Annotated in this window: 24 protein-coding genes; 11 read left to right on the top strand and 13 right to left on the bottom strand. The window is 61.5% G+C overall.

Going from position 1 to position 23,382, the window contains the following annotated elements:
• Positions 1-29: 29 nt before the first annotated feature.
• From DSM110093_RS16190 to ilvD, 4 genes are all read right to left on the bottom strand, one after another.
• Complete coding sequence (locus tag DSM110093_RS16190) at positions 30-404, bottom strand: hypothetical protein (RefSeq protein ID WP_243266029.1); 375 nt, start codon at positions 402-404, stop codon at positions 30-32.
• A gap of 10 nt (positions 405-414) precedes the next feature.
• Positions 415-1,188: a DUF6478 family protein gene (locus tag DSM110093_RS16185; RefSeq protein ID WP_243266028.1), complete on the bottom strand. Its 774-nt coding sequence runs from the start codon at positions 1,186-1,188 to the stop codon at positions 415-417.
• A 117-nt stretch (positions 1,189-1,305) separates the two neighbouring features.
• On the bottom strand, positions 1,306-1,902 hold the full coding sequence (locus DSM110093_RS16180; RefSeq protein ID WP_243266027.1) for a hypothetical protein: 597 nt from the start codon (positions 1,900-1,902) through the stop codon (positions 1,306-1,308).
• Positions 1,883-3,649 (bottom strand): dihydroxy-acid dehydratase, encoded by a 1,767-nt coding sequence (gene ilvD, locus DSM110093_RS16175; RefSeq protein ID WP_243266026.1) that lies wholly within the window; start codon positions 3,647-3,649, stop codon positions 1,883-1,885. The genes DSM110093_RS16180 and ilvD overlap by 20 nt, the downstream gene beginning before the upstream one ends.
• A 210-nt stretch (positions 3,650-3,859) precedes the next feature.
• Here ilvD and DSM110093_RS16170 point away from each other — a divergent pair, with 210 nt between their 5' ends.
• The 4 genes from DSM110093_RS16170 to DSM110093_RS16155 all read left to right on the top strand — a co-directional run bounded on the left by DSM110093_RS16170 (position 3,860) and on the right by DSM110093_RS16155 (position 7,324).
• A complete protein-coding gene (locus DSM110093_RS16170; RefSeq protein ID WP_243266025.1) occupies positions 3,860-4,759 on the top strand; it encodes a CPBP family intramembrane glutamic endopeptidase in 900 nt (299 codons plus the stop codon).
• Between the two features lie 56 nt (positions 4,760-4,815).
• The gene (gene accD / locus DSM110093_RS16165) at positions 4,816-5,775 is read left to right on the top strand and encodes an acetyl-CoA carboxylase, carboxyltransferase subunit beta (protein ID WP_243266024.1); all 960 of its coding nucleotides are present in this window, start codon (positions 4,816-4,818) and stop codon (positions 5,773-5,775) included.
• Positions 5,772-7,043 carry a folylpolyglutamate synthase/dihydrofolate synthase family protein gene (locus DSM110093_RS16160; protein ID WP_243266023.1) on the top strand — a complete coding sequence of 424 codons (1,272 nt, stop codon included), beginning with the start codon at positions 5,772-5,774 and terminating at the stop codon, positions 7,041-7,043. The genes accD and DSM110093_RS16160 overlap by 4 nt, the downstream gene beginning before the upstream one ends.
• A 95-nt stretch (positions 7,044-7,138) precedes the next feature.
• Entirely contained in the window at positions 7,139-7,324 is a 186-nt protein-coding gene (locus DSM110093_RS16155; protein WP_243266022.1) for a hypothetical protein, read from the top strand.
• Between the two features lie 18 nt (positions 7,325-7,342).
• On the opposite strand, the gene zapE is transcribed toward DSM110093_RS16155, so the two are convergent.
• From zapE to DSM110093_RS16135, 4 genes are all read right to left on the bottom strand, one after another.
• A complete protein-coding gene (gene zapE / locus DSM110093_RS16150; RefSeq protein WP_243266021.1) occupies positions 7,343-8,401 on the bottom strand; it encodes a cell division protein ZapE in 1,059 nt (352 codons plus the stop codon).
• Positions 8,402-8,485: 84 nt separating this feature from the next.
• Positions 8,486-9,391, bottom strand: coding sequence for a LysR family transcriptional regulator (locus DSM110093_RS16145; RefSeq protein WP_243266020.1), 906 nt, complete (start codon positions 9,389-9,391; stop codon positions 8,486-8,488).
• A 144-nt stretch (positions 9,392-9,535) separates the two neighbouring features.
• Positions 9,536-10,477: a zinc transporter ZntB gene (locus DSM110093_RS16140; RefSeq protein ID WP_243266019.1), complete on the bottom strand. Its 942-nt coding sequence runs from the start codon at positions 10,475-10,477 to the stop codon at positions 9,536-9,538.
• A gap of 81 nt (positions 10,478-10,558) precedes the next feature.
• The gene (locus tag DSM110093_RS16135; RefSeq protein ID WP_243266018.1) at positions 10,559-12,586 is read right to left on the bottom strand and encodes an NADPH-dependent 2,4-dienoyl-CoA reductase; all 2,028 of its coding nucleotides are present in this window, start codon (positions 12,584-12,586) and stop codon (positions 10,559-10,561) included.
• A 181-nt stretch (positions 12,587-12,767) separates the two neighbouring features.
• Here DSM110093_RS16135 and DSM110093_RS16130 point away from each other — a divergent pair, with 181 nt between their 5' ends.
• Positions 12,768-13,250 (top strand): RNA pyrophosphohydrolase, encoded by a 483-nt coding sequence (locus DSM110093_RS16130; protein WP_243266017.1) that lies wholly within the window; start codon positions 12,768-12,770, stop codon positions 13,248-13,250.
• Positions 13,247-13,729 carry a hypothetical protein gene (locus DSM110093_RS16125; protein WP_243266016.1) on the top strand — a complete coding sequence of 161 codons (483 nt, stop codon included), beginning with the start codon at positions 13,247-13,249 and terminating at the stop codon, positions 13,727-13,729. The genes DSM110093_RS16130 and DSM110093_RS16125 overlap by 4 nt, the downstream gene beginning before the upstream one ends.
• Before the next feature lie 15 nt (positions 13,730-13,744).
• Here the strand turns inward: DSM110093_RS16125 and DSM110093_RS16120 are convergent, their stop codons facing one another.
• Genes DSM110093_RS16120 through nth form a run of 3 tightly spaced genes read right to left on the bottom strand, consistent with a single transcriptional unit; the run spans position 13,745 to position 15,971 of the window.
• Positions 13,745-14,338: a GNAT family N-acetyltransferase gene (locus DSM110093_RS16120; RefSeq protein ID WP_243266015.1), complete on the bottom strand. Its 594-nt coding sequence runs from the start codon at positions 14,336-14,338 to the stop codon at positions 13,745-13,747.
• Between the two features lie 2 nt (positions 14,339-14,340).
• Positions 14,341-15,330, bottom strand: a complete 990-nt coding sequence (locus DSM110093_RS16115) for an adenosine kinase (RefSeq protein WP_243266014.1) — start codon at positions 15,328-15,330, stop codon at positions 14,341-14,343.
• Positions 15,327-15,971 (bottom strand): endonuclease III, encoded by a 645-nt coding sequence (gene nth / locus DSM110093_RS16110; RefSeq protein WP_243266013.1) that lies wholly within the window; start codon positions 15,969-15,971, stop codon positions 15,327-15,329. The genes DSM110093_RS16115 and nth overlap by 4 nt, the downstream gene beginning before the upstream one ends.
• Before the next feature lie 109 nt (positions 15,972-16,080).
• On the opposite strand from nth, the gene DSM110093_RS16105 reads away from it, so the two are divergent.
• Together DSM110093_RS16105 and DSM110093_RS16100 are read left to right on the top strand one after the other, a co-directional pair.
• Positions 16,081-16,950: a bifunctional helix-turn-helix domain-containing protein/methylated-DNA--[protein]-cysteine S-methyltransferase gene (locus tag DSM110093_RS16105; RefSeq protein ID WP_243266012.1), complete on the top strand. Its 870-nt coding sequence runs from the start codon at positions 16,081-16,083 to the stop codon at positions 16,948-16,950.
• 132 nt (positions 16,951-17,082) lie between these two features.
• Positions 17,083-17,739, top strand: coding sequence for an OmpA family protein (locus tag DSM110093_RS16100; RefSeq protein WP_243266011.1), 657 nt, complete (start codon positions 17,083-17,085; stop codon positions 17,737-17,739).
• Between the two features lie 59 nt (positions 17,740-17,798).
• Here DSM110093_RS16100 and DSM110093_RS16095 read toward each other — a convergent pair whose 3' ends face one another.
• Positions 17,799-18,836, bottom strand: coding sequence for an FAD-binding oxidoreductase (locus DSM110093_RS16095; protein WP_243266010.1), 1,038 nt, complete (start codon positions 18,834-18,836; stop codon positions 17,799-17,801).
• Between the two features lie 58 nt (positions 18,837-18,894).
• Between DSM110093_RS16095 and mnmD the strand changes: the two genes are divergently transcribed.
• Together mnmD and DSM110093_RS16085 are read left to right on the top strand one after the other, a co-directional pair.
• Complete coding sequence (gene mnmD, locus DSM110093_RS16090; protein WP_243266009.1) at positions 18,895-19,569, top strand: tRNA (5-methylaminomethyl-2-thiouridine)(34)-methyltransferase MnmD; 675 nt, start codon at positions 18,895-18,897, stop codon at positions 19,567-19,569.
• Positions 19,566-20,444 carry a DMT family transporter gene (locus DSM110093_RS16085; RefSeq protein ID WP_243266008.1) on the top strand — a complete coding sequence of 293 codons (879 nt, stop codon included), beginning with the start codon at positions 19,566-19,568 and terminating at the stop codon, positions 20,442-20,444. Before mnmD ends, DSM110093_RS16085 begins: the two co-directional genes overlap by 4 nt.
• On the opposite strand, the gene DSM110093_RS16080 is transcribed toward DSM110093_RS16085, so the two are convergent.
• Complete coding sequence (locus tag DSM110093_RS16080) at positions 20,409-22,373, bottom strand: lytic transglycosylase domain-containing protein (protein WP_243266007.1); 1,965 nt, start codon at positions 22,371-22,373, stop codon at positions 20,409-20,411. The genes DSM110093_RS16085 and DSM110093_RS16080 overlap by 36 nt on opposite strands.
• A 124-nt stretch (positions 22,374-22,497) precedes the next feature.
• On the opposite strand from DSM110093_RS16080, the gene dapA reads away from it, so the two are divergent.
• Positions 22,498-23,373: a 4-hydroxy-tetrahydrodipicolinate synthase gene (gene dapA / locus DSM110093_RS16075; protein WP_243266006.1), complete on the top strand. Its 876-nt coding sequence runs from the start codon at positions 22,498-22,500 to the stop codon at positions 23,371-23,373.
• Positions 23,374-23,382 lie beyond the last annotated feature (9 nt).

Genomic DNA, 23,382 nt, shown 5'->3' with positions numbered 1-23,382 from the left:
GGCAGCCTTTCGCCGGGTTTGATAGGGGGTTAATCCGTCTCGCGGCAATGGCGACGAAATGCGCGCTTCAGCATGTCGAGTTCGGCGCGCAGCAGGTCCATCTCGGCGCGGATGTCATCACCAAGCGCTTCATCGGCGATCAGGGTCACATGCCCTAACGGCACGCCGCTGGTCTGTTCGGTGATGAGCAGCGTTTGCACCCCATCGGCGATCACCTCAGCCGGGATGGGGATTGAGAGGTGCCATTCACCAGCCGTCTCAGCAGCGGTCAACGTGACCCCAGCAAGTTCAGAGCCTTGGTGTGTCACGTTAACCTGCGGTGCCTCCGCCCCGCCCTTGGCGGTCAACACGCCCTGCCAGACGCCTTGGCGCAGCACGGTTTTGGTCAGGTCAAATCGGCTCATCACGGGGTTCCTAGATTTGGGCGCGGGGGCGGCGGGAGAAGGTGAGGTCGCGCAGCACGACTTGGTTCATGTCCGGCCCCTCAAAAATCAGGTCGATCCATGCCGCCTCGATCCGTTTTTCGTTGAGGTTGGTATAGGCGAGATCAAACTCGATGCTGATGCTTTCCATGTCAGCAGGCAGTTCGCGGACAATCTGTTCGGTATTCGGACCGTGGCGGATGTTGAGCCGAGCAAAGATCTCAAGCGGATGCTCCAATTGCACGATCGCATCCATGCGGATCAGATGGCGGCGCTTTAATCCGGAGACGGCATCATCGGGCAGGTCAACCACCAGCGATAGGAACGAACCGTCGAATTTGAACACGTCGAGTTGCAGGCCATAGGGGGCGAGGTCGGCTTCGCGCAGATTGCGCAATTGGCGCAGGGTAAGTTCCGATTGCGCACAATCGTGGAAAAGGGTCACTTCCGCGCCCAGCATCGATTTGGTTTCAACCGCAGAGATGCCGGGCGTCGGCGACGGCCCGCGCCAAAGCTCAGGCCGCCACGCCCAATCGGCGTTATGCGGTTTGGGGAATCCGGTGGCACCAATGGCGGGCAGGGCCAGCCGTGCATCGGCGCGGTGGATCAACTGATCGAGTTGGGCGCGCAGCAACCGGGCACGGCTGCGCTGGCGGCGTAGAGTGGCAAGGTCAACGGTGGCAGCTTTGCGTGCGGCGCGCGCCCAGCGTTGCAGCGCGCGGGCGTAAAACCTGCCCTCTAGATAACCGCTGCGGAAGTTGACCATGACTTGCGCCCCTTGTTTCCCAGCACTCTATGCAAGGCGAAGGTTTCGTTCAAATAAATAGCCTGCCGATTGTTTCCAGTGGTGGGCAGTGTTGCTGATTTGGAAACAAACGGCCGGTCAGAACCCGGCTCCAAGACCTTCGCTTTTGGTTCGGCTTTGCTGGATCAGATCAGCCACTAATTCGCGCCCTTCTTCCGAAACTGCGCGACTTTGTGGTGCACCATAAAGGGTGACGCTGGCGATATGGCCGCCGATCCGCGCCGTGCCGCGCCAGTGGCGGCCTGACATGCCTTCGGCGGGCACCGGCCCTTGGGCGACGAAAATTGTGGCCCCATCCGGGCTCCCGGTCTCTTGGACTTGTGTCAAACCGGCGGCTTTGGCCACCTGTTGCGGTGTTGGCAGCGGCGCGTCGGGCTCGGTTTTGATCAACGCAAGGGTCAGGATGCCCAAAGGTGCGGCGGTGACGACATCAGGCAGGCCAAGCGCATCGCAGCGGGCCATCAGGGCAAAGCGGCTTTTAAGGCTTTTGCGGTCGATGCAATACCCCTGCGGCGGGACGACTTGCACCGCCCCATCGGCAAGGATGGTTTGGCGCAGAGGTTCCTCTGCCGCCCCGGTACTGCCGCCAAGGGAAAAACCCTGACCGCCTTCGCAGGCGGACAGGGTAAGCAACGCAAGCGCCGCGAAGGGGCTTTTAGAGGTCCATGTAATCATGGGTCTCGGCCTGAGCGCCCGGATGTGTCACGGCACCAAGGTAGGTGGGGCCAACAAGCTTGGCGTATTTCCACAGCGCGCCGCTTTGGTAGTTCGTCTCACGGGGGCCAGCCCAATCTTTGCGACGCTCGGCCAGTTCATCATCGCTGAGATCAACGCTGATGCTGCCGGTGATAGCGTCAAGGGTGATCATGTCGCCGTTTTTCAGCAGGGCAATCGGCCCGCCGTGCGCGGCTTCGGGGCCAACGTGGCCTACACAGAAACCTCGGGTGGCACCCGAGAAACGCCCGTCGGTGATCAGAGCCACCTTCTTGCCCATGCCCTGACCCGAAAGTGCTGCCGTGGTCGCCAGCATTTCACGCATACCGGGGCCGCCTGCGGGGCCTTCGTTGCGGATGACGAAGACGTCGCCTTCGGAATAGGCGCGGTTTTGCACCGCTTCAAAGGCGTCTTGCTCGCATTCAAACACCAGCGCCGGGCCGGTGAAAACGATGTCTTCTTCGGACATGCCCGCGATTTTCACGATGGCGCCTTCGGGGGCGAGGTTGCCTTTCAGGCCCACGACACCGCCGGTCTTGCTGATCGGATTGGCGACCGAGTGGATCACCTTGCCGTCGGCTTCGCGGTCGATGCGGTCCAGTTCCTCACCGATGGAGCGGCCTGTGGCGGTCAGGCAGTCGGTATGCAGCAGGCCCGCTTTGCGGAGTTCCTTCATGACCACCGGCACGCCGCCCGCATCGTAAAGATCTTTGGCCACATAAGCGCCGCCCGGCTTCATATCGACGAAGTAAGGCGTGTCGCGGAAGATCTCGCAAACGTCTTCAAGGTAGAATTCGATCCCGGCTTCATGGGCCATGGCGGGCAGGTGCAGGCCAGCGTTGGTGGAGCCACCGGTGCAGGCCACGATGCGCGCGGCATTCTCAAAGGCTTCGCGGGTGCAGATGTCCCGCGCACGGATGTTCTTTTCGATCAGGTTCATCACCGCGGCGCCTGAGGCCTCGGCATAGGCGTCGCGGCTCTCGTAGGGCGCGGGCATACCGGAGGAGTTTGGCAGCGCGAGGCCGATGGCCTCGGAGACGCAGGCCATGGTGTTGGCGGTGAACTGACCACCACAAGCGCCCGCCGATGGGCAAGCCACGCGCTCAAGCACGTCGAGGGCAGCTTGCGACATGGTGCCGTTCTGGAAGCGGCCCACGGCTTCGAACATGTCCTGCACGGTCAGATCGCGGGTGGCGAAATCTTCTGGCACATCGGCCCCGGCAGGCGCTTTTCCCGGCAGGATCGACCCGCCATAAAGGAAGACCGACGGCACGTTCAGCCGCAGCATCGCCATCATCATCCCCGGCAGGGATTTGTCACAGCCCGCGAGACCCACGATGGCGTCATAGCAGTGGCCGCGCATGGTCAGCTCAACCGTGTCGGCAATCGCTTCGCGCGAAGCCAACGAGGAGCGCATGCCCTCATGGCCCATCGCAATGCCATCTGTGACGGTGATCGTGGTAAATTCGCGTGGCGTGCCCTGTTCGGAATGCACACCCACTTTTACGGCCTGCGCCTGACGGTTCAACGCGATGTTACAGGGGGCAGCTTCGTTCCAACAGGTGGCGACGCCCACCAGAGGCTGGTGAATCTCTTCTTCGGTCATGCCCATGGCATAATAGTAGGACCGGTGCGGCGCGCGGGCGGGGCCTTCGGTCACGTGGCGGCTGGGCAGCCGGGATTTGTCGAAGCGGGGCGTGGTGGACATCGGTGGGCTCCTTGAAACGTCTTGAATGGAATAGTCGGGCAGGGGCGGTGCTGCAAGGCTTTGGCGCATATGAGGCGGGGGAACTGTTGTATTGCAGCGTGTTAGGGCATAGGTTCTGACCTTCTGGCGCGGTCGGTTGGAGCCGCCCGCAAGTGTGAAAGCCCGGTATATGCTCTGCAAGAACCACTCCCGATCTGCCCCGCGCCGCTCATGACTTGGCGGCCCGATTACAGCGCCCATGCGGAGTTTGTCGCGCCCGCGCGCCCGTCATCGGCGCTTTGGCGGTTTTTCTTGGGCCTGTTCGTGGCGGTGGTGGCCTATGTCGCGCTGAACGAGTTTTACTTCCAGACGATCTATGCCTTCGCAGGAACATCGGCGGCATCGCTGCACGGCAACCTGCTGAAAGGCGCCACACCGCAGGCGATGTATTTGTTGCTGTTCAGCTTCGGTACAATGGCGATGGCCGGTGGTGTGACAGTACGGATCGTGCACCAGCGCAATGCGAGCAGCCTTTTGGGCGTGCCGGGGCGGCTTTGGCCCAGTTTTTGCGCGGTCTCTGTTGCGATGCTGACCCTTGGGGCTGTGTTGCTGATCCTGCCGCCGTGGGACATGGGCGGCGATTTGACAGCCAACCTTCCCCTGAGCCGTTGGTTGCTGCTCATGCCGCTGTCGCTGCTGGCCGTGCTGGTGCAGGTCAGCGCCGAAGAGATCGTCTTTCGCGGCTATGTGCAGCAGCAACTGGCGGCACGGTTCAACTCTCCGTTGATCTGGATGGTGCTGCCCTCAGCGCTTTTCGCGCTTGGTCACTACCTGCCTGCCGAGGCGGGGGAGAATGCGCTGATGGTGGCGCTTTGGGCCGGGGTCTTCGGCATCTTGATGGCAGACCTCACTGCGCGTTCCGGCTCGCTTGGGCCTGCCATTGCCGTGCATCTTTGGAACAATGTCTCAGCCATTTTGATTGTGTCTTTGCCGGATGATCTTTCCGGGCTGGCGTTGTACCTGACGCCCTTTTCGATGGATGATGCAGCGGCGATCCGCACATGGTTGCCGGTTGATTTTGCGCTTATGCTGGTCTCATGGCTGGCGGCGCGACTGGCAATACGCCGCTGATTGCAATTTCCCGGTGCGGGGATTATCTGGGACGGAACCACAGCAGAGGCCTGCCAATGAACTGGATCACAAACTACGTCCGCCCGCGAATCAACTCGATCTTCTCGCGCCGCGAGACGCCGGACAATCTGTGGACCAAGTGTAATGAATGCGGCACCATGCTGTTTCACCGCGAGCTGTCGGACAATTTGAATGTCTGCACCAACTGCGGCCACCACATGCACATCAGCCCGCGCGAACGGTTCAAAGCGCTGTTCGACGGCGGTATCTTTACCGAAGTGAAAGTGCCTGCGCCGACGCCTGATCCGCTGCATTTCAAAGACCAGAAGCGCTATCCCGACCGGATGAAAGCCGCGCAAAAGCAGACGGGTGAGCATGAAGCCATGCTGGTCGTCACAGGCGAAATGGGCCGCACGCCGATTGTTGCCTGTGCGCAGGATTTCTCCTTCATGGGCGGTTCCATGGGCATGTATGTCGGCAATGCGATTATCGCCGCTGCCGAAGAGGCCGTGAAGCTGAAACGCCCGCTCGTGCTGTTCTCCGCCGCCGGTGGCGCGCGGATGCAAGAAGGTATCCTCAGCCTGATGCAGATGCCGCGCACCACGGTTGCTGTGCAGATGCTGAAAGAGGCCGGGCTGCCTTATATCGTCGTGTTGACCCATCCGACCACGGGCGGCGTCACCGCGTCTTATGCGATGCTGGGCGACGTACATATCGCGGAGCCGAACGCGCTGATCTGTTTCGCCGGCCCGCGCGTCATCGAACAAACGATCCGCGAAAAGCTGCCCGAGGGTTTCCAGCGGGCCGAATACCTGCTTGACCACGGGATGCTTGACCGGGTGACCAAGCGGACGGAAATGCGCGATGAGTTAATTACCATCACGCGGATGTTGATGGGGCTGACGCCTGCGGTGCGGGGCGATCTGCCCGCCCCTGAAGAGGTCGAAGTGGCCGAGGCCGCTGCCGCCGTTCAGGCCAGTGCCGATCTGCCCGCCGAAACGCCCAAAAAGAAATGAGCACGCCTTCATCGGACGTCATCCTTGAACGGATGATGGCGCTGCACCCCAAAATCATCGACCTGACGTTGGACCGGATGTGGCGGCTGCTTGAGGCGTTGGGCAATCCCCAAAACGACCTGCCGCCGGTTATCCATATTGCCGGAACCAATGGCAAAGGGTCGACCCAAGCCATGATCCGCGCGGGGTTAGAGGCAGCTGGCAAGACAGTTCATGCCTATACCTCGCCCCATCTGGCGCGGTTTCATGAGCGTATCCGCGTCGCGGGGCAGTTGATCTCAGAGCCTGATCTGGCTGCCGTGCTGGATGAATGTCACGCCGCGAACAACGGCGAAGAGATTACCTATTTCGAGATCACGACCTGTGCCGCGATCCTCGCCTTTTCGCGGGTGCCTGCCGATTACACGCTGTTGGAAGTCGGGCTTGGCGGGCGGCTGGATGCAACCAATGTCATTGATCCGGTGTTGACGGTAATCACACCCGTTTCGGTCGATCATCAGCAGTATCTAGGCGACACATTGGCCGAGATTGCAGGCGAGAAGGCCGGGATCATCAAGCGGCTGGTGCCCTGCGTGGTTGGCCCGCAGGAAGAGATCGCGCTTGAGGTCATCGAAGGCCGCGCCGCGAGACTTGGCGCACCGCTTTTGGCCTATGGGCAACAGTGGCATGTCGGACCAGAAGCCGGGCGCATGGTCTATCAAGATGAGACCGGGTTACTTGATCTGCCGCGCCCTAATTTGCTGGGTGCACATCAAATCCAGAACGCCGGTGCCGCGTTGGCTGCCCTACGGCACTTGGGCATTGGGCCCGAGGCTTGTGAGGCTGCGGTAACCCAGGCGCAATGGCCCGCGCGGATGCAGCGTCTGTCTGACGGGCCGCTGGCGGGCAGAGCGCCCGAGGGCGAGCTTTGGCTGGATGGCGGACACAACCCTGCGGCGGGGTTGGCTTTGGCCGCTGCGTTGGCAGAGATGCCCAAGCGCCCTATGCATCTGATCTGTGGGATGTTGAACACCAAAGACATCGCCGGGTACCTGCGCCCCTTGGCTGCCGAGGCCGTGAGCCTTACCGCTGTTTCCATCCCCGGAGAAGCGGCAACTCTGCCCGCCAAAGCGACGGCGGACGCGGCCCGAGAGGTAGGGATTGAGACCGCCGAAGCCGAAAGCGTCACCGCTGCGTTGGAGGCGATTATCGCCCGCGAACCCCATGCACGTGTGTTGATCTGTGGCTCACTCTACCTTGCCGGTAGCGTGTTGCGGGAAAGCGTCTAATTAACCATATTTGGTGGCCCGGCTGCTGTGCGATGCAGATATGGTGTATCTTGGTGAAAGGAAGTCTCCCCTTTCGAATTTGACCGAGGTGTCCCATGCGCAATTTTATTCAGTCGGCGCGTCACGATCAGGACGATGCACGGAAATATCAATTTATCTTCATGGCCATAGGTGTCGCAATTATCGCGGGCGGGCTGTGGTGGCTTTATGAGGTTGAACGGCCTTATCACCCCATCTTACAGGGCAACGACCTGCACATGCAGCCGGTCGGCGATTCTTGATTTAACATTGGTGGGCGGTTAACGTCCCCAATCCTCACCTTGCATTTCGCGCAAACGTGACGCGGTGCGTTCAAATTCGAACGTGCCTTCGCCTTCGGTATAAAGCATTTCTGGGGCCGCTGCGGCAGAGCAGATCAGCCGGACCTTTGCTTCGTAGAGCGCATCAATCAGGGTGACGAAACGCTTTGCTTCGTTAAAGTTTGAGCGGCCAAGGCTGGGGATATCGTCCAGCAGCAGCACACGCACATTCTGCGCCAGTGCAAGGTAATCCGCAGCCCCCAGCGGTTGTCCGCAAAGCGCGTGAAAACCGGCGCGGGCCATGCCGTTGTGAAAAGCGGGAATCACCACCTCGCGGCCTTTCACATGCAATGTCAGCGGCTCTCCCTTTGTGCCTGCCAGATCGTCCCAAACCGCATCCATCGCGGCGCGGCTTTCCGCGTTCACGGGGGTGAAATAGACCTGCGAGCCCGCCAGCCGGTCTTGGCGGTAGTCGGTGGGGCTGACCAATTCATGCACCACCATCCGCTCTTTGATCAACTCGATGAACGGCACAAAGACTTCGCGGTTGATCCCGTTTTTATACAGATCGTCGGGCAGGCGGTTGGAGGTAGTCACGACCACGACCCCGGCGGCGAAGAGCGCCTCAAACAGGCGGCCCACGATCATCGCGTCGGTGATGTCGGTGATCTGCATCTCATCGAATGCGAGCAGGCGCACGCTGTCGGCCACATCGCGGGCAACGGGGGCAATGGCATCGTCCACGCCGGTCTTGCGGACCTCATGCATGGCGTTGTGAATTTCCTGCATGAAGGCGTGGAAATGCACCCGGCGCGCGGGCACGTCGGGCATATGCGCGACGAACATATCCATCAGCATCGATTTGCCGCGCCCGACGCCGCCCCAGAGGTAGAGCCCTTTCGGCGGGGGCGGTGCTTTGCGGAACAGGCTTTTTTTGGGTGGGTTCGCCAGCGCGTCGCGGATTCGGTCAAACTCTGCCATCACGGTTTCTTGGGCCGGGTCGGCCTTGAGTTTGCCCTCGGTGACCAGCCGGGCGTAGGTCTCGCGCATGTTGCTCATGGCGGGACAGATAGCGTGCTGGTGGGGGAGAGGAAAGCGGCCCTCGTGTGGGGGCCGCTTGTTCGGTGTGTTTTGTTTTGCCGCTTACCAGTCCGTCGGACCCTTCTCGGCGAACTCATGCACCAGAAAATCGATAAAGGCGCGGACCTTGGGCTGGGTGAAGCGGCCCGGTGGGTAGACGGCATAGATGCCTTGGGTCTCAAGCGGCAGTTCGGGGATTGCGTCTTCGACCAAGCCTTTCTCCATCGCCTCAGAGTACAGAAAGCTCGGTAAATAGGCGATACCTAGCCCTGAGATCGCGGCGTTGAGCAGGCTTTGCCCATCGTTGACCGACAGCCAACCAGCGGTTCGCACCTGACGTTTCTCACCTGAGGGTGCGGTCAGTTTCCAGACATTGCCCGACGATTGGTTCGAGTAATGCAGCAGCTTGTGATTGTTCAGATCGTCGATCTTTTCCGGCCGTCCGTATTGTTCGAAATACTTGGGGCTGGCGATCATGCGCTTGGTCGTCTCGGTCAATTTGCGGGCGCGCAGGGTGCTGTCTTCCAACTCTCCGATGCGCACGGCCATGTCGAACCCTTCTGAGATCAGTTCGACATAGCGGTTGTTGAGGACCATGTTCACCGTGATGTCGGGGAAATCCGACAAGAATTCCGACAGCGCAGGTGACAGGTGATTCACGCCAAAGTCCGTCGCTACAGAAATGCGCAACAGGCCCGAAGGCGCGGATTGCATAGAGGTCACTAGCGCGTCGGCTTCGCCTGCATCGTTCAACACCCGACGGGCGCGATCGTAATAGGCAAGGCCGATTTCCGTGGGCGACACACGCCGCGTGGTACGGTTCAGCAGGCGCGCGCCAAGGCGGGCTTCAAGTGATGACACATGTTTCGAAACGGCGGATTTTGAAATCCCCATCTTCTTGGCAGCATCGGTAAAACCGCCTTGATCCACCACTGTGGCAAACGCTTCCATTTCCGTAAGGCGGTCCATTGCCTGTCCCTTCGCATTAATCTTGTTGAAACCAGATATGGGCGGCAATTCAGGCAGGATCGGGGCAGGGGCAAGACAGTCTCGTGGTCTTTGCGGGGATCGTTCATGGCGTGGAAACGGCGGAACAGTCTGTTTCCCAGTCGCTTAAAGCCAGCGCAACCATTTCAAAACCGCCAGCATGATTGCGGCGAGGCCCACCATGGCAAGGCAAAGGATGGCAAAAGCACGCGGATCGTCGACGCCGGGCATCCCGCCGACATTCACACCAAACAGCCCGGTCAGGAAACCGAGTGGCAAGAAAACGGCAGCGGCAATCGACAGCACATAGCCATGGCGCGCTTGGCGTTGGGCCACTTGGTTGTCGTGTTCGTCTTGGACGGTAACGATACGTTCTTGTAGGGCGTCCAACTCTTCCACCACAATGGCGGTGCGGTTGGCCAGTTCGCGCAGTTTCATCGAATCGACATCTGGTAACAGCGGCAGGTCTAGGTTCGCCAGCCGCTCCAAGGCGCTGCGCTGCGGCGCGAGGTAGCGTTCCAATTTGATCGTGCTCCGGCGGGTGACGGGCAGGTCTTTCGGCGGCGGGGTGCTAAGGTCTTCGAGGTCGGTTTCGTAGAAAGCCGTGCGATCGGCCAGCCGCGCCACTTCGATCTGCACCCGTGCGGTCAACCTTGAGACCAGCGCTTCGAGGAAGGCCGAAGGCCGGGGCGGGGCGTTGTTCTGGGCGGCCAGCGCGCGCAATTCATCGATGGCAAAGACCCGGCGCATCCGCACGGTGATCACCACCGCATCCGTCACCCACATCCGGACCGAGACCATCTGGTCGGCTTGCTGCCCTTCGTTCAGGTTGATGCCGCGCAGATTGAGGATGAGACCGTCTTCATATTCATCACAGCGCGGGCGCGTTTCGGGTTGCAGCAATGCGCCCGCCGGGATCTCGGGCAGGTGTTCGGCCAGCCAGGGTGCCAGCGCGGGATCGGCCATGTCGTAATGCCACCAACGGTAGCGCGCAGGCCCGGTCAGATGGCTATCTTCGGGCACCGTGGTGGTGCCGTCATCATATATGTCGAAGACGCAGAGGGGCATGGTCACCTATTGGCTGGCAAAAGCGTCAGGTGATTTAGCGGGTTGCGCGCGCCGGGTGCAAGGGCGCGCGCAGTGCGGGTGTTAAAGGGCGGTGGCCAGACGTGTGCCTTGATTGATCGCGCGTTTGGCGTCGAGCTCCGCGGCCACATCCGCGCCGCCGATGACATGACAGGCGACACCGCGCGCCTCCAGCGTGTCGGCAAGACTGCGGTCAGAGAGTTGCCCGGCGCAGAGCACGATGGTGTCTGCCTCGATCAGCGTCGGCTTCTCGCGCGTCTCGCCAAAGGAGATGTGCAGACCTTGATCGTCGATCTTTTCGTAATTCACCCCCGCAATCATCTGCACATTCCGCATGGTGAGTGAGGCGCGGTGAATCCAGCCTGTCGTCTTGCCCAAGCCTTTGCCGGGTTTGCTGGTCTTGCGTTGCAGCATGGTGATCTGTCGCGCGGGGGCGGGCGGTTGTGGCCCTTCCGGGGCCAGCCCGCTGCGATGTTCACCGGGGTCGGTCACGCCCCATTCGTGCATCCATTCGGGCAGGTTCAACGTGCTGCTTTCCCCATCATGGACAAGGTGTTCGGACACGTCAAAACCGATGCCGCCCGCGCCAATCACGGCGACGCGCTGGCCGACTTTTGCGGTGCCGTTCAGCACGTCGATGTAGTTGACCACGTTGTCGCCGTTCTGGCCGGGGATTTGCGGGTCACGCGGCACCACGCCCGTGGCGATGACGACCTCGTCAAAGCCGCTGAGCGCATCGGCGGTCGCTTCGGTCTCTAGCTGTACGGTCACGTCATGGACCTTGAGCATGGTGCGATACCAATCAACCAGCCCCCAGAACTCCTCTTTCCCTGCGACCTGTTTGGCGAGGTTGAGCTGCCCGCCTATTTCGGAGGCGCGGTCAATCAGCGTCACCCTATGCCCGCGCTCGGCAGCAGTGATCGCGGCGGACAGCCCCGCAGGGCCAGCGCCCACAACGGCCACGGATTTTACCGCTGCCACCGGTTCGATCCGCAACTCGGTCTCATAGCAAGCGCGGGGGTTCACCAGACAAGTGGAGATCTTGCCGCCGAAGGTGTGATCGAGACAGGCTTGGTTGCAAGCGATGCAAGGGGCGATCTGGTCGGCCTTACCTGCCTTGGCTTTGGCGAGGAAATCGGCATCTGCCAGCATCGGACGGGCAAGGGACACCATATCGGCGCAGCCGTCGGCCAACACCTCTTCGGCGACCTCGGGCGTGTTGATCCGGTTGGAGGTGATGAGTGGGATGCCGACCTTGCCCATCAGCTTTTTCGTGACCCAAGAGAAGGCCGCACGCGGGACAGAGGTGGCAATCGTCGGAATACGCGCCTCGTGCCAGCCGATGCCGGTATTGATGATCGTGGCCCCGGCTTTCTCGATTTCTTGTGCCAGTTGAACGACCTCGTCGAAGGTCGAGCCGTTGGGGATCAGGTCAATCATCGACAGGCGATAGATCAGGATGAAATCATCGCCCACCGTTTCGCGCACGCGGCGCACCACTTCGATCGGCAGGCGCATGCGGTTTTCATAAGACCCGCCCCAGCGGTCTTCGCGCTTGTTGGTGTGGGTGACAAGGAATTGGTTCAGGAAATACCCCTCCGACCCCATGATCTCGACCCCGTCATAGCCCGCCTCACGTGCACGCAGGGCGCAGGCGGCGATATCGGCGATTTGCTTTTCGATACCTTCTTCGTCCAACTCTTTGGGTGCGAACATAGAGATCGGGGATTTGATCGCGCTTGGGGCCACGCATTCGGGGGTGAAGGCATAGCGGCCCGCGTGGAGAATCTGCATGGCGATTTTGCCGCCCGCTTCATGCACGCGCTGTGTTATGATGCTGTGGTTGTCCACGTCCTTTTGACTGGTCATCATAGCCGCGCCATGGGCCACGGCACCCTCGCGGTTCGGCCCGATGCCGCCGGTGACCATCAGCCCCACGTCGCCCCGCGCGCGGGTGGCGTAGAATTCGGCCACGCGGTTCCAGTCGCCGGTTTCCTCCAGCCCGGTGTGCATAGACCCCATCAGCAGCCGGTTCTTCAGCGTGGTAAAACCAAGGTCGAGCGGGGCAAGCAAGTGGGGGTAGTCGGACATGGCTTTACCTTTCTGGGTGGACTGGGTCACTGTGACACCATCGGAAACGGCAGGGCAAGTCACGTGAAACGCCGCGTCAACGATGCCACTGCCGAAGCGTCAAAGCGGCGATGTGACCGCTTTGAGCCTCGCCGGGATCGTGCTAACTCCAGCGGGAACGCCATTCAGGAGATTTGCCACCATGACCCCCGAAGAGATTGCCAAACTGCCCTACCGTGCCTGCGTCGGTGTGATGCTGGTGAACGCCGAGGGCGAGGTCTTTGTCGGTCAGCGGCGCGACCGGGATCAAGATGCGTGGCAGATGCCGCAAGGCGGGGTAGACAAGGGCGAGGCCGCGCGTGATGCGGCCCTGCGCGAGTTGGAGGAAGAGACCGGCATCCCCCGTGATCTGGTAGAGATCGAAGCCGAAACGACGAGCTGGCTGCCCTACGATCTGCCGCATGAACTGGTGCCCAACATCTGGAAGGGACGGTATCGGGGGCAGGAACAGAAATGGTTCCTGATGCGTTTCCTTGGGCAAGATGATCAGGTCAACATCCAAACGGCTGAGCCTGAATTTTCGGAATGGCGCTGGCTACCGGCGAACCAATTGGTTGCCAATATCGTGCCGTTCAAACGCGCGGTCTATATGGCGGTTCTTGAAGAGTTTGAGGAGAAATTATGAAACGTTTCATCGCTTGCGCTCTGGCCACGTTGGCGCCACTGCCCGCACTTGCGCTCAGTTGTTTGCCGCATTCCGTTGAGGCGACATATCAGCGCGCGGCCAAGGCCGAGGAAAGCTATGTCGTGGTGCAGGGCCGCCTGACGTTTGACGCCAGCGCGTTGCCGGACAACGGCACCGGCACGGTCAACCCACCAAAAGAGACGCCGATCTCGGCTGAGATTAGCGGCAAGGCGCTTTCGGAGGGGGGCTTTGACGTGCCTTTTGAGCAGCCACTGTCGCTGAACGTTCTGTGCTACGGCCCGTGGTGCGGCTCTGCCGAGGAGGGCGAGGTGTTGGCCTTTCTCGAACGGGGGGCGGATGGCGCCTATACGCTTGAGAGCAACCCCTGCGGCGGCGACCTGTTCGGATCGCCCAAGCCCGCCATGATCGATAAAGTCGTAGGATGCTTTCAAGGGGCCGACTGCACGCCGGAAAGGTGATCCGGCGGCAGCGGTTTAGCCTTCGATCAAGGGCACCTGAGGTGCCGCATCTCGTGGCAGCAGACCGTTTAGGCGGGGATCGTCGTCAATCTCAACCTGACGGCGGAAGGGTGTGAACCCCGAACGAACATAGAAACCAAGCGCCTGCGGGCTGTCGTTGGTGCAGGTGTGCAGGTGTAGCCGCTCGATTGGTTTTTCCCACGCCAGCGTGATTGCTTGGTTCATCAAGTAACGCCCCGACCCGCTGCCAATCAGCGCAGAGGTCAGCCCGAAGTAGGCCAGCTCGCAGGTGCCTTCCTCGGAAAAGTATAGTTCAAGCAGCGCTTCGTCTTTGCCGTCACGTGTCAGCGTGTAGAAATCTCGCGCGGGGTCTTGCAGCACGGTGATCAGCGCCGCGTCATCCAGTTTCAATCGCCCGTACCACAGCCAATCCGCCCCGACCCGGCGAAAGATATCGCGAAACCAGTCGACCGTCGGGGTGACCTGCCGGAAGGTGACACCATCGGGCAGGGACGCATCGCGCAACACAGGTTTCTCGAGCATCTGAAGATGCGTCACCACCACCCCAAGCTTGCCGGGGGCGACATCGTGAAAACCATCCTCAATCATGCTCAGACCAATCCTTCGGCTTGGAAAAGCGCCATGATGTCGGTCTCGGGGCGGGGGCCGATATGGCGAATGACTTCTCCCGCGCAGATGTTGCCCATACGCCCGCAGGTTTCCAGATCACGTCCCGTGGCAAGGCCATAGAGGAACCCCGCCGCGAATTGGTCGCCCGCGCCTGTGGCATCAACTGGCACGACTTTCTCAACCGGCACATCGACGCGTTCATCGCCACGCATCAGCGTGACCCCGTCGCCCGACCGGGTGCAGACCACCAGCGGGCAAATCTCAGCCGTTTTGGCCAGCGCGACTTCGGTGTCGTCGGTTTCCCACAGGGCGCGAATCTCGGCTTCGTTGCCGATGACATAGCCCAGATCGTTTTCGATCAACGTTAGGAAGTCATCCCGGTGGCGTTCCACGCAGAAAGGATCGGAAATCGCGATCCCCGCCATGCCGCCGCCCGCCGTCGCCGCGCGCGCCGCCTCGCGGAATGCGGTTTTTCCTGCTTCATGGTCAAAGAGGTACCCTTCGAGGAACATCAACTTGGCCTTGGAGGTCACCGCCTGCGGCACGTCGTCTGACGTCAGCCCAGTCGATATCCCGAGATATGTGTTTAGCGACCGTTCCCCATCCGGGGTCACAAAGATCATGCAGCGCGAGGTGGGGTTTTCACCTTCGGCCACCGGCGCGTTGACAAAATCAATACCGATGTCGGTCATGGCCTTGGCATAGAACTGGCCCAATTCATCATCGCGTACCCGGCCAATGAACGCAGTTTTCAGCCCCAGCGCACCCGCGCCAGCGACGGTATTGGCGACCGAGCCGCCGGGCGTCTGCAAGCGGTCTTGCATCGCACCATAGAGGTCTTCGGCACGGTCGCGTTCGATCAGCTGCATGATGCCTTTTTCGATGCCATTGTCGGCAAGAAAGGCGTCATCAGCATGAGAGATCACGTCGACGACGGCGTTGCCGATGCCAACCACTTCGTATTGGGTCATTCTGTCTTGTCCTCGTATTGGCACAGGTCACGGATGATACAGGTGCGGCACAGCGGTTTGCGTGCCTTGCAATGATAGCGCCCATGCAGGATCAACCAATGATGGGCATGACGCTGAAAATCAGCGGGAATATTGTCTTCGACGGCGCGTTCCACAGCATCCACCGTTTTGCCCGGCGCGATGCCGGTGCGGTTACCGACGCGAAAGATATGTGTATCCACGGCCTGTGCGGGTTGCTCCCACCACATGTTGAGCACGACATTCGCCGTCTTGCGTCCGACGCCCGGCAGCGATTGCAGCGCCGCGCGGGAGTTCGGTACCTCGCCGTCATACTCATCAACAAGAATTTGGCTCAGTTTGATGACGTTCTTGGCTTTCTGCCGATAGAGACCGATGGTTTTGATGTGTTCGGTCACCCCATCAATCCCCAGATCCAGCATCTTTTGCGGGGTGTCGGCGATCTTGAACAATTCGCGCGTGGCTTTGTTGACGCCCGCGTCGGTCGATTGCGCGCTTAGCGCCACGGCCACCACCAGCGTATAGACATTCACATGATCCAATTCGCCCTTGGGCTCAGGCTCTGCCTGTTGGAAGCGTGCGAAAATCTCGCGGATGGTATGATAATCAAGTTGGCGGGCCATGGCTTTGGGTATGCGATGAATGACGCGGCAGGGCAAGCGGGGGCGGGCTGCGATACATTGGCGCAAGAAACGGGTCGCGCGGGGCCGGGGGTGCGCGTATCTTTGCGTCATGACACAGATCACAGACATATCCCCCGCACCCGACAATCAGGGTTACCACTATCAAGTGATGCGGCGCGCCATCGCCTTGATCGACGAGGCCGAAGACCCCAAACAGTTGAATTGGATCGCCGGGGAAATGGGCATGTCCGCCGCGCATTTCCAGCGGCTGTTCTCGCGCTGGGTGGGGGTGTCGCCCAAACGCTACCAGCAATATCTCATGCTGGATCAAGCCAAAGTCATGCTGCGCGATCATTTCACGACACTGGCGGCGGCGCATGAATTGGGGCTATCAGGCAGCGGGCGGTTGCATGATCTGTTCCTGCGCTGGGAGGCGATGAGCCCCGGCGAGTTCGCCCGCAAAGGCGCTGGGCTCACGATCTATTGGGGGTGGTTTGACAGCCCCTTTGGCCCGACACTGGTGATGGGCACCGACAAAGGCATCTGCGGCTTGGCCCTGTCATCCGAAGTCGGAGAGGATGCAGCGATGGTGGACCTTTGCAGCCGCTGGCCCATGGCTGATTTCGTCGAAGCGCCAGACCGGCTGCGCCCATGGGTCGACACCGCGTTTGGGATGCAAAAAGACCCCGAGGCGAAGGCCCCGCTTTACCTCATCGGTGCGCCGTTTCAGATCAAAGTTTGGGAGGCGCTGTTGAGCATCCCGTCGGGGCAGGTGACCACCTATTCCGAGATTGCGCAGACCGTTGGCAGCCCCCGTGCCGTGCGCGCCGTCGGCACCGCTGTGGGGCGCAATCCGGTGAGTTGGCTCATCCCCTGCCACCGTGCGCTACGCAAAAGCGGGGGCTTGGGCGGTTACCATTGGGGCCTGCCGGTAAAACGGGCCATGCTGGCGTTTGAAGCCGCGCGAGCGGAAGCCTAAACTGCGGCTACTGGGCGGGTTTCTGCCGAATAACGGTTATATGTAATGTTCGCGGGAACTTTGCATGTCTATATTGCGTTCACGTCAAGATGCTCCGCCCGAACGGGGCCCGCAAACATGAAGGCAGTAGACATGATTTCTTCGAAGATGACTTTGGCCGCCGCTCTGGCCGGCGCGATGACACTGGGTGCGTGTACGCAGCCACTGCAGCCCGGCAATGGCGATCCCAACCAGCGGACCAAGAATGGCGCTTTGATCGGTGCGGGCGTCGGGGCCCTTGCCGGCGCGATTTCCGAAGGTGACGGCAAAGGTGCCCTCAAAGGCGCATTGATTGGTGGCACCTTGGGCGCAGGCGTTGGTTACTCGCTCGACAAACAAGAGGCCGAGCTGCGCGCCGCGATGGACAGCCGTGTGGTTATCACCAACACTGGCGATCGTCTGATCGTGACACTGCCGCAGGATATCCTGTTCGCGACCGACAGCACCAGCGTATCACCCGCATTGCGTGACGATCTGGCCGCATTGGCGCAGAACGTGAACATCTACCAGAACTCCACATTGCAAGTTGTCGGTCACACCGACAGCGACGGCGAAGCGGCATATAACCAGCAGCTTTCCGAGCGTCGCGCGCAGGCCGTGGGCAACATTTTGCTCTCGAACGGCGTGCCGCAGCAGCGTTTGCAGACATTCGGTCGCGGTGAAAGCCAGCCAGTTGCCAGCAACTTGAGTGCCGCAGGCAAATCGCAAAACCGTCGGGTTGAGATCGTGATCCTGCCCAACGCGCGTTAAACCGCGCCCCTTTGGGAACGGTATTGAACCCCGGCCACTGGCCGGGGTTTTTCTTTGGCCTAAAGGTTGTCCTCGACCCTGAAGCCCTCTGGGACGGCATCGCGCTCTTCGAGCAGAAGATCGGCCATCACCTCTGCTACTTTGGGGGCCATGCCGAACCCGATCTTGAACCCGCCGTTGGCGATGTAATGCCCCGGTTTGTCCGGCCAAGCGCCCAGCATCGGCGCGCGGCTACGGCTGCGCGGGCGCAGACCTGCCCAGCGTTCGACGATCATGGCATCTTTCAAAGCAGGCACAGCCGCGCGGGCTTTGGCGATTACGTCATCAAGCTGCGCGTCGGTGCTGTCGGGACTGTCGTATTCGCGTTCGGTCGTGCCGCCGACGGCCACCGTACCGTCCAGATGCGGGATCACATGCACCCCATCGGCGAAAAGCTGAGGTGTGCCGCCCCGATCTAGCTGCAAAAGCGCGGCTTGGCCCTTGATGCCTGCGCCGACCAAACGTGCATGGCCAGCGTTGAGCGTTTCCAACCCCGCGACCCCGGTGGCCCAAAGGGTTTTGCCTTGATCCGGGGCGTCGTTGAGAACTTCAACGCCTTTCACCGCCAAAGCCGCCACCAGCGCCGCGCAGGCTTGGCGCGGGTGGACGAGGGCGCTGAGCGTGTCGTGGATCAGCCAGCCGGTGGGGCTGTGCGGGGCCCAATCGCGATCTTCGGTGCGGACCAATTCCCACCGGGCGCGGCCCTGCCAAAGCTCGGCTGCCGTTTCTTGTCGTTGCCGCGCCAGCGCGAGCGCCGCGTCATCCGCCACCGGCTGCAACCGCCCGCTGCGGATATAACCCGGGGCGTGACCGCCCACGGCCTCCACCTCGGCCCAGAAACCCTCCGCGCTGAGCAGGCTTTCAAGCTGAAAGGCTTTCTTGGCGTTCCAATTCTCCGGCACATGCGGCGCCAGCGCGCCCACGATCCCGCCCGAGGCGCCTGCTGCCGGGCCTGCCGGATCGACCACCTGCACCGATGCGCCGCGCAGCACACAGGCCCAAGCCACCGACAGGCCAAAAATCCCGGCCCCTCTTACGGTTACATCCACCATTGCCATTCCCCGCCAGCTTGCGCAGTGTCTGCGCGACTTCACTCCCCCTCTAGCAGGACGTACCGTGCCAGACCAGAATGCCCAGATCACGTGGCGCGAGGGCCAAGTGCCCGTCTCGACCCAGTTCGATGATCCCTACTTCAGCCTAGAGGACGGCGCGGCGGAAACGGCCTATGTCTTTCTGGCGGGCAATGACCTGCCAGAGCGTTTTCGCCCCGGTTTTCACATCGCCGAACTGGGCTTTGGCACCGGGCTGAACCTGCTGCTGGCATGGGACGCATGGATGCGCGCGGACCACCAAGGGTCGCTGCATTTCACCAGTTTCGAAGCCTACCCAATGCGGCCTGAGGATATGGCGCAGGCCCATGCGGCCTTTCCGGCGCTCGACGGGCGGCGTGATGCGCTGACGGCGGCGTGGGATGGCACCGGCGGCGTGTTGGAGCTGCCCGGCCTGCGGGCCGAGATCATCATCGGTGATGCGCGGCAGGCCCTTCCCGCATGGCAAGGGCAGGCCGATGCGTGGTTCCTTGACGGATTTTCCCCGGCCAAGAACCCTGAATTGTGGGGCGATGATCTGATGTCCGAAGTGGCCCGTCACACCGCGCCGGGTGGCACCGCCGCGACCTATACCGCCGCCGGCTTCGTTCGCCGTGCGCTCGCTGCGGGCGGTTTCGAGGTTTCCCGTATCCCCGGCTATGGCCGTAAACGCCACATGACACGCGCAAGGATGCCTGCATGAGCCAGTCCAACAACATCCCGCTCGGCATCATGCTGATGATCGCCACAACGATGGTCTTTGCCGTCCAAGACGGGCTGTCGCGCCATTTGGCCGAAAATTACAACGTGCTGATGGTGGTGATGATCCGCTATTGGTTCTTTGCTGCCTTCGTCATCGCGCTGGCGCTGCGCAAGGCAGGCGGCATCCGCAAAGCCGCCGCGACCACCCAGCCTGCGGTGCAAATCCTGCGCGGCGTGCTGCTCTCGGCGCAGATTTGTACGATGGTGCTGGGGTTCACGATTCTGGGGCTGGTGGAAAGCCATGCTGTCTTCACCTGTTATCCACTGCTGGTGGCGGCGCTCTCCGGTCCGATCTTGGGTGAGAAAGTCGGCTGGCGGCGGTGGGCCGCGATTGGTGTGGGCTTCATTGGGGTGCTGGTGATCCTGCAACCGGGGCTTCGGGTGGTGGACCCTGCTGCCGCGATCCCGCTGGCGGGGGCGGCGATGTTCGCGGTCTACGGCCTGCTGACCCGCTATGTCGCGCGGCGCGACAATACGGCGACGAGTTTCTTCTGGACCGGCGTGACCGGTGCGGTGGTGATGACAGCCATCGGCGTCTGGTTTTGGGAGCCGATGACACCGGGCAACTGGCTGTTGATGGGGTCGCTCTGCATCACCGGGGTGACGGGGCATTGGCTGCTGATCCGCTGTTATGAGGTCGCCGAGGCGAGCGCCGTGCAGCCCTTTGCCTACACGCAGTTGATCTTTACCGTGATCATCGGCCTGTCGGTCTTCAACGAGGTGCTACGCCCGAGCGTGGTGCTGGGTGCAGGCATGATCGTGGCGGCGGGGCTGTTCACCCTATGGCGCGAACGCCTTCAGCGTCGACCCGGTTAACTCTTCGCTAAAGGGGATCGGCAGCGGGTCTTTGCCCAGACGGGCACGGTAGACGGGCAGGCTTTCGGTCACCCGCATGACGTAGTTCTGCGTCTCGCGGAAGGGGATCATCTCAATCCAATCGACGATGTCGATCTCACCTTTGCGCGGGTCGCCATAGGTCGACATCCAGCGGCGCGGTCGGCTGGGGCCCGCGTTATAGGCGGCTGACATCATGGATACGTTGCCGTCAAACTGCCCGGCCATTTGCGACAGGTAAGTCGCCCCAAGCCGCGCGTTGTAATCGGGATCGGCGGTCAGCCGGTCTGTGGTGTGTTGGCTAGAGATGCCCAGATCGCGCGCCACGTCTTTCGCCGTGGCAGGCATGATCTGCATTAGCCCCCGCGCGCCGACACCGCTTTGGACGTTCGGGTCAAACTCGCTCTCGCGGCGCGCGATGGCGAGGGTCATTTCAGTGGCCATGGGCAGGTCTTTCTCGACCAGACTGTGGAGCGCATAATAGGGGGCGGGCACTTCCAACCCGCGCTGCGCTGCGCGTTTACCGATCATCACTGCGATATGGGGCTGGCCTACGTCAATTGCGGCTTGTCCGAGCAGGGCAAGGTCTTCGGGCACGAGTTGTTCGGCAAGATGGGTCCAGAAACGCTCAGCCGTGGAAAGCTCGCCAGAGGCTTGTAGCAGCAACCCCGCCTCGAACAGCGGTGCGCGGGCCAGCGGGGATGTGCGCCAGTCTTGCGTGGGCGCATTGCCCTTCAGCTTTTCGTCAAATGGCACGCCGCCACGTTCAGCGGCCAGCAGACCATAAAAGGAGGTCTGAAACTTCGCCCCCATGGCATAGGCTTTGGCCGCACCTTCGGCATCGCCCATCGCTTCCAGCGCGCGGCCCTGCCAGTATCCGGCACGGCCTTGGCTGATGGGGGATTCCACGGCGTTGTCATGGTTTTGGAAATGGCCCAACGCGGTGGTTGGGTCATTTAGGAACCGCAGGGCAATATAGCCCGACAGCCATTCAAGATCGGCAAAATCGGACCCGCTGATCAGGAAATTCTGCGAGGCAAGCTGATAAGCCGTTTGGGCATCGCCATTGCGCATCTCGTCACGCGCCAAGGCGCGGCGGCGGTTGGACCATGCGGGCGGCTGGCCCAGATCGGCAGCCGAGGTCGACCGCGCGAGCATCAGATCCTTGGCATCGTCGCGCAGCCCTTTGCGAATGCGCCACTCAAAGCGGTCATGCGCCAGCCCCGGCGCATCGGCCTTTGATGCGGGCAGCGCGTTGATCTTGGCGTTCACATCGCTTTCCAGCTTTTGCAGGGCGATACGGGTCTCGGCCAGTGCCTTGTCGGCGCTGGACACCAGATCGAACATCTGCCGCGCTTCGGAATGCTCGCGCTGCCAGAGCATCTCTTCCAGCCGTGCCGCGTGATGCGGTGCCAGAAGGCTGCCGTGTGCGTCGACGAACAATTCCTGACTGGTGGCGTTCATCGGCATGGTGCGCCACGCCAGAACGAGGTTCGCTTCGGCCTCGCCGCGCTGGCCGCTGTCGATTAGCGCCTTGGCATGGGCCAGCACCCCGCGCGGGGTCTGCGGGGCCATGGCCGAAAAGAAATCCAGTATGTCGCTGCCGGATTGCTCGATCACGGCCTCTTCGGTTTGCTTGCGCAGGTACTCTTCGCCCGGCCAATCGGGCCTGCGGGCAAGAAAATCGCGTGCCTCGGCATAGCTGCCCCGCCCGGCGCGGAGCCGGTGCCATTCGATAACGTCAACGGCGACCTGCCCATCACGGGCAGCCAAGGCCGCAGCCGCGTCCCAATTGCCGCTGCGCATCGCGTCCATCGCCCAACCCAAAGGGCGCGGGCGCTGCGCTTCCGCAGGCACGGTCAGGACAAAAATACTTATGAGGATCGCCATCAGGCGCGTCATCGCTTGCATTTCCTACGTCTCCGGGGCTAGAGCCTTGCAACATATGGCTCAGGCGACGTTTATCAAACATTAGCGTCTGTAAAAGCCTTCATCCAGTCCGGTTTATTCCGGCCAGCACTTAAGGAGCGTGCACATGTTCAAAGGCTCTCTGCCTGCCCTCGTCACGCCGTTTCGCAACGGCGCGCTGGATTTGGATACGCTCAAGAAACTTATCGAATGGCACATCGGCGAAGGGTCGAGCGGGCTTGTCCCCGTCGGCACCACGGGCGAATCCCCGACGCTGAGCCATGCCGAGCATGAAACCGTCGTTGATGAGGTCGTCAAAGCCGTCGCGGGCCGCATTCCGGTCATTGCTGGGGCGGGATCGAACAACACGGTCGAAAGCATCCGCCTTGCCCGCCACGCCGAGAAAGTTGGCGCAGACGCGCTGTTGTTGGTCACGCCATACTACAACAAGCCGACGCAACGCGGGTTGATCGCTCATTTCACCGCCGTACATGACTGCTGTGAACTGCCGATCATCATCTATAACATCCCCGGTCGTTCGGTCGTGGATATGCTGCCCGAGACGATGGGCGAGTTGGCCCAACTGCCGCGCATCGTTGGCGTGAAAGACGCCACCGGCGATCTGGCGCGCGTCAGCGATCAGCGCATCACCTGCGGCCCGGATTTCTGCCAGCTTTCCGGCGAAGACGCCACTGCGCATGGGTTCAACGCCCAAGGCGGCGTTGGCTGTATCTCGGTCACCGCCAATGTCGCACCGCGTCTTTCCGCGCAGATGCAGGCGGCCTGCCTGGAGGGCGATTACGCCAAAGCGTTGGAACTGCAGGACCGTCTGATGCCACTGCACAAGGCGATCTTTACCGAGCCGGGGCTGGTTGGCGTGAAATACGCCATGTCGCGGTTGGATCTGTGCTCCGACGAGGTGCGCCTGCCGCTCACCGAGTTGACTGACCCGACCAAGGAACTGGTCGATGCGGGTCTGCGTCATGCGGGGCTGATGAACTAAGGCTGCTTT

This window comes from Sulfitobacter sp. DSM 110093 (assembly GCF_022788715.1).
Classification (GTDB): Bacteria; Pseudomonadota; Alphaproteobacteria; order Rhodobacterales; family Rhodobacteraceae; genus Sulfitobacter.
Note: the sequence above shows the minus strand (reverse complement) of the source record. Positions and strands in the feature narration are given on the sequence as shown.

What these genes read in the sequence shown, in the direction of transcription:
- DSM110093_RS16100 (WP_243266011.1), top strand. Translation starts at nt 17,083, where the DNA reads ATGATTTCTTCGAAGATGACTTTGGCCGCCGCTCTGGCCGGCGCGATG.
- DSM110093_RS16135 (WP_243266018.1), bottom strand. Translation starts at nt 12,586, where the DNA reads ATGTCCGACTACCCCCACTTGCTTGCCCCGCTCGACCTTGGTTTTACC.
- nth (WP_243266013.1), bottom strand. Translation starts at nt 15,971, where the DNA reads ATGGCCCGCCAACTTGATTATCATACCATCCGCGAGATTTTCGCACGC.
- DSM110093_RS16085 (WP_243266008.1), top strand. Translation starts at nt 19,566, where the DNA reads ATGAGCCAGTCCAACAACATCCCGCTCGGCATCATGCTGATGATCGCC.
- DSM110093_RS16190 (WP_243266029.1), bottom strand. Translation starts at nt 404, where the DNA reads ATGAGCCGATTTGACCTGACCAAAACCGTGCTGCGCCAAGGCGTCTGG.
- zapE (WP_243266021.1), bottom strand. Translation starts at nt 8,401, where the DNA reads ATGAGCAACATGCGCGAGACCTACGCCCGGCTGGTCACCGAGGGCAAA.
- DSM110093_RS16145 (WP_243266020.1), bottom strand. Translation starts at nt 9,391, where the DNA reads ATGGACCGCCTTACGGAAATGGAAGCGTTTGCCACAGTGGTGGATCAA.
- DSM110093_RS16130 (WP_243266017.1), top strand. Translation starts at nt 12,768, where the DNA reads ATGACCCCCGAAGAGATTGCCAAACTGCCCTACCGTGCCTGCGTCGGT.
- DSM110093_RS16120 (WP_243266015.1), bottom strand. Translation starts at nt 14,338, where the DNA reads ATGATTGAGGATGGTTTTCACGATGTCGCCCCCGGCAAGCTTGGGGTG.
- dapA (WP_243266006.1), top strand. Translation starts at nt 22,498, where the DNA reads ATGTTCAAAGGCTCTCTGCCTGCCCTCGTCACGCCGTTTCGCAACGGC.
- DSM110093_RS16170 (WP_243266025.1), top strand. Translation starts at nt 3,860, where the DNA reads ATGACTTGGCGGCCCGATTACAGCGCCCATGCGGAGTTTGTCGCGCCC.
- ilvD (WP_243266026.1), bottom strand. Translation starts at nt 3,649, where the DNA reads ATGTCCACCACGCCCCGCTTCGACAAATCCCGGCTGCCCAGCCGCCAC.
- DSM110093_RS16155 (WP_243266022.1), top strand. Translation starts at nt 7,139, where the DNA reads ATGCGCAATTTTATTCAGTCGGCGCGTCACGATCAGGACGATGCACGG.
- DSM110093_RS16185 (WP_243266028.1), bottom strand. Translation starts at nt 1,188, where the DNA reads ATGGTCAACTTCCGCAGCGGTTATCTAGAGGGCAGGTTTTACGCCCGC.
- DSM110093_RS16140 (WP_243266019.1), bottom strand. Translation starts at nt 10,477, where the DNA reads ATGCCCCTCTGCGTCTTCGACATATATGATGACGGCACCACCACGGTG.
- DSM110093_RS16115 (WP_243266014.1), bottom strand. Translation starts at nt 15,330, where the DNA reads ATGACCCAATACGAAGTGGTTGGCATCGGCAACGCCGTCGTCGACGTG.
- DSM110093_RS16105 (WP_243266012.1), top strand. Translation starts at nt 16,081, where the DNA reads ATGACACAGATCACAGACATATCCCCCGCACCCGACAATCAGGGTTAC.
- DSM110093_RS16160 (WP_243266023.1), top strand. Translation starts at nt 5,772, where the DNA reads ATGAGCACGCCTTCATCGGACGTCATCCTTGAACGGATGATGGCGCTG.
- DSM110093_RS16180 (WP_243266027.1), bottom strand. Translation starts at nt 1,902, where the DNA reads ATGATTACATGGACCTCTAAAAGCCCCTTCGCGGCGCTTGCGTTGCTT.
- DSM110093_RS16095 (WP_243266010.1), bottom strand. Translation starts at nt 18,836, where the DNA reads ATGGCAATGGTGGATGTAACCGTAAGAGGGGCCGGGATTTTTGGCCTG.
- DSM110093_RS16125 (WP_243266016.1), top strand. Translation starts at nt 13,247, where the DNA reads ATGAAACGTTTCATCGCTTGCGCTCTGGCCACGTTGGCGCCACTGCCC.
- DSM110093_RS16080 (WP_243266007.1), bottom strand. Translation starts at nt 22,373, where the DNA reads ATGCAAGCGATGACGCGCCTGATGGCGATCCTCATAAGTATTTTTGTC.
- accD (WP_243266024.1), top strand. Translation starts at nt 4,816, where the DNA reads ATGAACTGGATCACAAACTACGTCCGCCCGCGAATCAACTCGATCTTC.